Genomic DNA, 223 nt, shown 5'->3' on the forward strand with positions numbered 1-223 from the left:
TGCTCTAGTAACATCTTGATTTAAACGAGTTCGCTTTGATACCAAGCGCTCCCACTGCATAGGAACACGAACCAAATAACCGGTTTTATTTTTTTCATCTTCACTCACTTCAGACTCATCATCCGCTACTGAGCGATATAAACCAGGACCAATATCAATATAAACTTTATTTTTTAGACCTTGATAAAAGCGAGCACCGTAAACTGTAGCCAACGTACTTTTA

1 protein-coding gene is annotated in these 223 nt (G+C 38.1%); it reads right to left on the minus strand.

Annotated features, from left to right (window positions below; translation table 11 throughout):
- A partial coding sequence (locus tag V6260_RS18895; protein WP_341595599.1) for a DUF481 domain-containing protein occupies nt 1-223 on the minus strand: 223 nt, incomplete at both ends.

It is taken from the genome of Pseudoalteromonas aliena, assembly GCF_038155085.1.
GTDB lineage: Bacteria > Pseudomonadota > Gammaproteobacteria > Enterobacterales > Alteromonadaceae > Pseudoalteromonas > Pseudoalteromonas aliena_A.